This window comes from Deltaproteobacteria bacterium, assembly GCA_022340465.1.
In the GTDB taxonomy this organism is placed as follows: Bacteria; Desulfobacterota; Desulfobacteria; order Desulfobacterales; family B30-G6; genus JAJDNW01.
This window is the reverse complement of record JAJDNW010000068.1, coordinates 1-8,400: the sequence shown is the minus strand read 5'-3', so window position 1 is coordinate 8,400 and position 8,400 is coordinate 1. Positions and strand designations below refer to the sequence as shown.

The 8,400-nt window shown below is 57.3% G+C and carries 6 protein-coding genes; 2 read left to right on the top strand and 4 right to left on the bottom strand.

Annotated features, from left to right (window positions below; all coding sequences use genetic code 11):
• Window positions 1-4,040 (bottom strand): carboxypeptidase regulatory-like domain-containing protein (locus LJE94_10895; protein MCG6910616.1); only part of this gene is annotated, 4,040 nt, incomplete at its 3' end.
• Window positions 4,041-4,464: 424 nt separating this feature from the next.
• Here LJE94_10895 and LJE94_10890 point away from each other — a divergent pair.
• A complete protein-coding gene (locus tag LJE94_10890) occupies window positions 4,465-4,719 on the top strand; it encodes a hypothetical protein (GenBank protein MCG6910615.1) in 255 nt (84 codons plus the stop codon).
• A 185-nt stretch (window positions 4,720-4,904) separates the two neighbouring features.
• Here the strand turns inward: LJE94_10890 and LJE94_10885 are convergent, their stop codons facing one another.
• From LJE94_10885 to LJE94_10875, 3 genes are all read right to left on the bottom strand, one after another.
• The gene (locus tag LJE94_10885) at window positions 4,905-5,597 is read right to left on the bottom strand and encodes an aspartate/glutamate racemase family protein (protein ID MCG6910614.1); all 693 of its coding nucleotides are present in this window, start codon (window positions 5,595-5,597) and stop codon (window positions 4,905-4,907) included.
• A 116-nt stretch (window positions 5,598-5,713) separates the two neighbouring features.
• Window positions 5,714-6,502 (bottom strand): TIGR00266 family protein, encoded by a 789-nt coding sequence (locus LJE94_10880; GenBank protein MCG6910613.1) that lies wholly within the window; start codon window positions 6,500-6,502, stop codon window positions 5,714-5,716.
• Window positions 6,503-6,591: 89 nt separating this feature from the next.
• Entirely contained in the window at window positions 6,592-6,777 is a 186-nt protein-coding gene (locus LJE94_10875; protein MCG6910612.1) for a cytochrome oxidase subunit III, read from the bottom strand.
• Window positions 6,778-6,901: 124 nt separating this feature from the next.
• Here LJE94_10875 and LJE94_10870 point away from each other — a divergent pair, with 124 nt between their 5' ends.
• Window positions 6,902-8,338 carry a trimethylamine methyltransferase family protein gene (locus LJE94_10870; GenBank protein MCG6910611.1) on the top strand — a complete coding sequence of 479 codons (1,437 nt, stop codon included), beginning with the start codon at window positions 6,902-6,904 and terminating at the stop codon, window positions 8,336-8,338.
• Window positions 8,339-8,400 lie beyond the last annotated feature (62 nt).

Below are 8,400 nucleotides of genomic sequence, written 5' to 3'. Positions count from 1 at the left end.
TCCGTCTGCCCGCTGGTGCTCCACGTCATCTCCGCATCCGTGTTGTCAACGTCGCTCACGAAATTATCCAGGTGGATCGTCGCGAACGTGTTGCCTTCGGCTATCGTCTGGTCGGGGATGTCACCCACCACCGGCGCATCGTTGACGGGTGTCAGCGTGACGGTGATGGTCTGAGAATCGGTCAGTCCGCCGGCATCGGTCAATGTCAGGAGAATATCATCCGAACCATGCGCATTGGGAACCGGCTGAAATTCGATGAGGTCACCGGCCGCATCGATGACCTCAACGGTAAAAAGCGACGTATTGACACCGCTGACACTCCAGTTAAGGTTCGTGCCGCTGTCTTCCAGATCGCTTTCATAGGGCGTAAGGTCCAGCTCCCAGGAATCTGCGTCCTCGGCTTTTGTCTGGTCATCGATCTGGCCGATGATGGCAGGTGCCTGGTTGTCGAAGACGGTTTCGATGGCATGGCTGCCTGTCAGAGGGGTAAAGCTGATGGTGTCGCTTCCGTGGGACTGGCCGTCGACAACTACTACGGCGCGCTGGCCTGGATCCGGCTCGACAACCAGTGTGGTGTTCACGCCGTATTGCGCCGAGAGTTCCCCGTCGCCGCTTCCCTGGGACCATGTGAATTGCCCCGCTGTCGGGGTAACCCGCCCGCCGGGGCCCACAAAACTGCCTGCGGTTCCCAGCACCTCCCGGTTTCCGATGCTCACATAAATAGAACGGTTGTTGAATTCAAACCCCACAAAGGTGCCGGTGGCATCGTATATGGGGACATCGGTCTCCGAAACCCGGCCATAACCCGGAACCGTCGCCGTGACGACATATGTTCCGGCCTTCATCCCGATGGACCATGTGCCGTCCGACGCGCTGACGGTAGACTTGCCGATATCCGTGGCTATCGTCACGTTGGGAATCGGTGTTCCCAGATGATCCGTGACCTGGCCGTAGAGCAGTCCGTAGCCGCTCATGGCAAGCACGCCTCCCTGGGTGCCCACGATGACCGAACCGGTTGCCAGGGCATACACTTCATAAGGGGGCGTGCTCATGTTGGTCCAGCTGTTGCCGCCGTCTGAGGAGGCGTAAATCCCCTGGCGGACCGTACTGGCATAGATGATCCGGTCGCTGCCCTCGAGCTTGAATTTCAGGTCGGTGACACTGTTCCAGGCCGGGAATTCCTTAAATCCCACATCAACTTCGGACCAGGAAGATCCGTCATAATCCAAAAGGGTTCCGTACTGCCCGACGGCGTAGACCTGATTCCATGCGGTTCCCCAAACAGCGTGCAGATCGGCGTCTGTTCCGCTCGTCATGGGGGACCAGGTGCCGCCGCTGTAATGCAGAATCGTGCCGTTCTCGCCGACAGCGTACGCCTGGGTCCCGTCGCCGGTTCCCCAGACAGCCGTAAGGTTTTTCGATGTCCCGCTGGAGGCGGCTGTCCAGGTGCTGCCGTCGTAGGAGAGGATGGTGCCGCCGTCGCCCACCGCAACGACATTGGCGGCGGAAGCACCCCACACGCCCCGAAGGGCACTGGCGGTTCCCGTGGTCTGTTTGGCCCAGCTTGTGCCGTCGCCGGAATGAACCACCGTGCCGTAGGCGCCCACGGCAAAAACGCTCGACCCGTCACTGGTGCTCCAGACGGCATTGAGATCTTTGTACACGCCGCTGTCGAGCATGGACCAGACCGCACCCGTGTAATGTAGAATCAGCCCCCCCTTTCCCACGGCATACACGTTGCCGGGTGCAGACCCTGCCACCCCCGACAAATCCATTCCCGTACCGCTGTCCATGGCGGCCCACGCGTTGCCGTCGTAATGCAGGATGGTGCCGGCCTCTCCCACGACAAAAACATCCGCACCGCCACTTCCCCACACACCGTACAGCGGCAGGGATGCGCCGATGTCCATGTTGCCCCAATCCCCGCCGTCGAAGTGGAGAATGTTCTCGTCGTCCAAGCCGCCTTTGGCCACACTGCCGGTGTGCTTTAGAACAAACAGATCGTTTGACGCACTCCCCCAGAGCCCACGGCGCAACGGCTCTCCGGGCATGCCTGCGTAGGATTCGTGCCAGGTGGTCCCGCCGTCCGTGCTCCTGTACAAGGGCACTTCCGTGCCGCCGCTGTAGCCGCAACCGGCATAGACAAGATTGGGATTGTCGGGATCGATGAGCAGGGCGTTGACCGTCACCGCGGGCAGGATGGGACTCCAGGTGCCGCTGCCGCCGCCGGTGGTGCTTTCGTACAAGTCGCCGGAGGCATCGGTTCCGAAAAAGTTGCCGCCCCCGGCATATATGTGTGTGGAATCGTTGGGATCGATGGTCACCGCGCCAAAATCGTATGCCCCGCTGCTGTCCAACACCTTTGTCAGACTGGTGCCCCCGTCCGTGCTTTTAAAGACCTTGCCGGGATAGCGGGTGGTCACAAATACATTCTGCGAATCGGCCGGATCGATGGTGACATCGTTGACAAAGTGAGGGTAGCCGAGGGAATTGCTTTTAGACCAGGTCTGGCCGTGGTCGGTCGTTTTGTACAGGATGCTTTCGCCACCGGCCAAAAAGGATGACCCGTCTGTATCGCCCGCGTCGAACGCCACGGAAAAGGCTTCGGTGTAGTCGAGGGGCGCCGTATCGGACCAGGGATTGCTTTGACCCCCTTGTTGTTCGAATACGCCGGCCATGGTAGCAACCAAGTAATGACTAGAATCATTGGGGTCGATGGCGATGTCGTTTGTGCGGATGGCTTGGATGCCGTCGCTTTTTTTCGTCCAGGTGTAGCTTCCACCGGCATAGTCGCCTCTGAAGATCCCCAGAAGGCGGTCGCCCCCAAATATGATACTGCTGTTCAAGGGATGCGGTGCCAGGTGAATGTATTGCTGGTCATGGCTGTATTCGTGGGGAAAGTTCTCACCGCCGTCTACACTTTTAAGCAGTTTGAAATTACTGGTCAGTCCGGCCGACGCATACAACGTGCTTGCATTTTGAGGATCAAAGGCCAGCGCCCGGATGTTTCTACCGCTTCCCCAACCTATGGGGAAGGCCAGGTTCGCGGTACTGTCCCGGTGAAGGTCGCCCGCTGTGTCCGCTTCGAACGCAATTCCGACGATACCCCAGAAAGTGCCCATGAATACGACATTGGGTTCGTCCGGTTTTATCACCAGTCCCGATTCCCCCATGTAGGCGCCCAGACCGACACGGTGGTTCCAGCTCAGACCGCCATCGTCACTCATATACAGGATACACAGGTACTTGCCGAGAACATCGTTGAAATCGACCGCCCAGACGATATTGCTATCCGTGGGGTGAACCGCTATGGCTACCACCTTGGAGTAGAACTCATTTTCCAGGTCCCTGGGCTCATAACTGACCTCGGGGTCGTCTTGAAAAGCCGTGTCCGGGTCAAATCCGGGGTAAATGAGGCCCAACTTGGTCCATGTCGAACCGCCGTCCGTTGTTTTGTAAATTGCCCCTTTCTCATCCGAACTGGACGGCCCTCCCGTGCCCACGTAAACCGTCTGGGGGTCCTGGGGGTCGATCGCCAGGGCATGACAGTACCTGAACTGCTCGCTGCCGGCCTGGGTGGGAGTGGAATCGTTGGGACAGTTGGTGCAGTCATCCTGCATGGCCGCGTTGCTGATGTGGGTCCAGGACGCGTCGTCACCGCCGCTTGTGCTTTTCTCCGCCCAGTAGTTGTGCACCGCCCAAAGAGTGTTGTTGTCCGGGTTGGCATCGCTGCTGGGAGCGATTTTCACCGACCACACCGCCGTATTTTTAAAGGTGGCTTCACCCTCCAAAAGACCGCCTTCTTCACCCGTGAGCACCGGGGCCCAGGTGGTCCCCCCGTCCAGGGTCCGGTAGAGGCCGTCCCCATAATAGGCGCCGGCAAACATTCGGGTCGGATCATCCGGGTCGATGGCGATTTCATATATCTGGCCGCCGTACAGCCCCAGGTTGGTCCAGTCGGCCTCTGCATCGGCAACCAGCAGGTTAAAAAAAGCAACCAATAGGAAAAATGACAGGAAAGTGAAAGCGCGGCGTTCCATAATCCGACCTCTTTAAGTGTTGCTTAAGCACCCAAATAAAGACTTCACAACTCGGACAGCCATTAGCAGCCCCGATTTCCGCTCGGTAGAACTAATTTTAAGGTTTTTATGGTTTAGATGATTTGATGAATGCTATAAAATAACAGATTAAAACAACCCACGCAAGAACAATACACATTGTGCACAATAGATCTATATCAGTATTTTCAAATAGTTTTATGGTATTTCGCTCTCGGGTATGCTTGTAAAACAAAAAAAGGTCTGTAATATTGGTAACAATTTGTGCGAAAATGTAATAGGATTCTCGGCTGTGAAGCTGTCAGCACGTCCGTCGCGACATCATGAATTCCCGGCAGGAGTGACCGGGATTGAAGAGGTACGATCCGAAGGATGCGCCAGGAGATCATTGCACAAAGGAGCCTTGATGCCCCAAAAACACTATATCGAATGCCCGTTCTGCAGCGGGTTGGTGGAAGCCAAGCTGGAGCGCCAGATGATCTGCCTCGAATGCCGGGCAACCTTCACCTACGATGAAAAGCTGCAGGGCATTTTTGCGGACACGAGCAATCTGCGGCTGCCGATCCAGGGGACGGTCTGCACCCGCTGCGGGCTGGTGCAGGATGAAAGGGCGGGGCATTGCGTTTACTGCGGCGCGAGGATGGTGAGCACACCGCAGTAAATATAGCGGTTGCCATAAAGTTTTCGACACATATTTAGATCCTACTTAAGATATAGCTGTTCGCAAACTCATTTTATCCTAAACATGACAACCGCTATTTGACAGGGCTGAAGCCCTGAACTACAGGGCCTGTAGCCAACTGCTTTGTAGAGCAGGGATTTATCCCTGCCGAAACGGATTGACCTTCAGCGAAGAGCTTCCTCGACGGCCGCCAGGGCGTGAATTTCCGTGGTGTCGAAAAGGGGGATCGAGGTGTCCGCCTGCTTGACCAGCAGCCCGATTTCCGTGCACCCCAATATGACGCCCCGGGCACCCGCCTTTTCCAGCCCCTCGATGATGTCCAGATACTTCTTTTTTGACGCCGCTTCGATTTTTCCCAGGCAGAGCTCATTGTAGATGACACCGTGCACGACATCCATGGCCGCATCATCGGGCACCAGCACATCCAGGCCGTATTGGTTCACCAGTCTTCCCCTGTAAAAATCCTCTTCCATGGTGAAGCGCGTTCCCAAAAGGGCGATTTTCTGCAGGCCCTCGGCCCTTATCTTCTTGGCCGTGGCATCGGCGATGTGCAGCAAGGGAATGGAAATGCTTGCCGCGACGTCATCCGCTACCTTGTGCATGGTGTTGGTGCAGATAATAACGAAATCCGCCCCGCCTCTTTCCAGATTCTGCGCAGCGCGGGTCAGCACCTGACCCGCTTCTTCCCAGCGGTTCTCGCGCTGCAGTTTTTCGATCGCTTCGAAGTCCACCGAATAGAGCAGGCACTTGGCCGAATGGAGGCCCCCGAGCTTCTCCTTAACCGCCCGGTTGACGATGCGGTAGTATTCCAGGGTCGACTCCCAGCTCATGCCCCCGATCATGCCGATGGTTTTCACATTAACTCCTTTCCTATGCGTTTTACCCCAAGAATGCGGATACCTGGATCCCCAGGACCCGGCACTGGTTTCACCCTGGAAGGGTGTCGTTCGGATACTGCTGGAACAGGTAAATCCTAATCTCCGTCCAGCAGTCTCCCGAGGCCGCCCAGCACCGAGCCCTCGCCCTTGGAAGAACCCCCTGCCCTGGGCGCATGCTGCAGAATGCGGTCGGCCATACGCGAAAAGGGCAGGCTTTGCAATAGAACGGTTCCGGTGCCACGCAGGGTTGCCAGAAAAAGCCCCTCGCCCCCGAAGAACATCGATTTGAGGCTGCCCGCACGCTGGATGTCGTAGTCGATGCCCGCCGTAAACGCCACCAGGCAGCCGGTGTCCACCCGCAGGGTTTCGTTGTTGAGCTTTTTCTTGATGACCGTTCCCCCTGCGTGAACAAACGCCCTGCCGTCACCCTGCAGACGCTGCATGATGAAGCCTTCCCCGCCGAAAAAACCGGTTCCCAGACGTTTGTTGAAAGCGATACCGATCTCGGTTCCCAGAGCCGCACACAGGAAAGCGTCCTTCTGGCACAGCAGTTCTCCGTTGACCTTGGTCATGTCGATGGGAATGATCTTTCCGGGATACGGCGCGGCAAAGGCCACCCGTTTCTTCCCGATGCCCTGATTGGTAAAATGCGTCAGAAAAATGGACTCACCGGTCAGGACCCGCTGGCCCGCCGACATGAGCTTGCCGAAAAAGCCCGATTCCGGCCGGGAGCCGTCACCCATTTTGGCCTCGAAGGTGATGCCGTCATCCATGTAATTCATGGCGCCGGCCTCGGCAATGACCGTCTCGCCCGGGTCCAGCTCTATTTCGACGATCTGAATGTCGTCGCCGATGATCTCATAATCGACTTCATGACTCCGCATACTGCCCCCCTCATTATTGACAGATTTTAGGAATGACAAGCGTTTCGGGACGAACATAAGGTTTTATAGACCCGAAGTCAAACAGACGCCTAACGCTTGAAAGCCTTGATCAACGGCACCAGAAAAAAAAAGCAGGCCACCAGAAAAAACAGGCTGCCGATCAGCATCAGCACGTCCCCCGTGCGGATACTGGAGCCGATAAAAATAAACGCACAAACAATAAACAGAAGCCAACCCCAAAACTGATACATTAAATCACTTTTTCCATCGTTCATGAGCCGTTTTCCTTTTCTGGATTGACAAACCGCTTCTTTTCACCTAACAGGACAACTTTCACGTCTAAAAAATCACCATGGTTCCAGTCCACCGACAACAGGTCAGAACAGGAATGCAGATAGCATGAAACCTTCCTTCCTAGCAACGATGAGCGACCGGGAACTGCAGAAAATCCACCAAACGTCCCTCACCATTCTCGAGGATGTCGGCCTGCTGATCGACCATCCCGGGGCCCGCAGCGTACTGCACGACGCCGGAGCGCGGGTCGATGACGGCGGCCGGGTGAAATTTCCGGCGGCCCTGGTGGAGGCATGCCTGGCCAAGGTCCCAAAAAGCGTCTGCCTGGCCGGCAGGGATCCCGAGTATGACCTGATGCTGAGTTATGACAGCCCCTTTGCCGTGCGCTGCGCCACCGGGCAGACCGCCATCCTGGAACCGGACGCCCAAAGCTGCCGGGATGCCACCACCGTTGACCAGCGAAACCTGGCCACGCTGGCGGACGCCCAGGAAAATCTCGCCATGGCAGGTCCGCTGACCCTTCACGACGTTCCGGGTAAGACCGCCGATCTGCATGCCACCAGCATCCTCCTGCAATGCCAGCGCAAGCACTTCATGAACCTGACCATGGGGCCAAAAAATATGCGCTGCCAAATCGAAATGCAGCTTGCGGTCAGGGGCTCCCGGGAGGAGATGAAAAAGCGTCCCCTGTTTCACCCGATCGCCTGCCTGATTTCTCCCCTCTACATACCCGAAAACGACATCGAGATCATGATGATTGCCGGCGAATACGGCCTGCCCCTCAAAGTTCCGGTCATGCCCATGCTGGGCGCCAGTTCCCCGGTCACCCTGGCAGGAATGCTGGCCCTGGGCAATGCCGAAGTGCTGGGTTCGATCAGCGTGCTCCAGACCCTCTGTCCCGGCACCCCGACCATCTACTACCTCGTTCCGGCCCTGATGGACATGCGTTCCGGCGGCAGTGTCTATGCCGGTCCGGAAAGCAGCCTGCTTTATGCATCCATCATTCAAATGGCGCGCTTTTTTTACAAGGTGCCCTCGGACACCACCGGCCTTTTCTGTGACGGCATTCTTCCGGAGCAGGTCACCTGCCAGAAGGGGGCCAACCTGCAGGCGGCCGCCCTGGCAGGCGCCAATATCCTCGGCGGCGCCGGCAACGTGGACGGGGGAATGGCTTTCAGCCCCCGGCAGTTGGTGATCGACAATGAGCTGATCGGTCTGACGAGAAGATTTCTGGAAGGGTTTGCGGTCGACGAGACCTCCCTGGCCCTGGATTGCATCCGCCGGGTGGGTCCCAGGGGAAACTTCCTTGAAGACAGGCACACGTTCGAAAATTTCCGCAGCCAGGCCCTGTTTTCACCGAAAATTTTCAACTATCAAAACTTTTCCGCCTGGCGGCAGGACCCCCGGCAGATTGCCGAGCGCGCCCAGGAAAAAGCCGAAGCCGTCCTCAGGAGCCACGAGGTGCCGCCTCTGGATGACCATGTGGTAAAGGAACTGAACAAACTCGTGAGATCGGCCGACGCCGATATTGCGGGGGTATGACGAAGGCCCCTCAAAGGGAGCTTGGCCGCCGTCGCCGCTGATTGGTTTCAAACGGCGGCAGG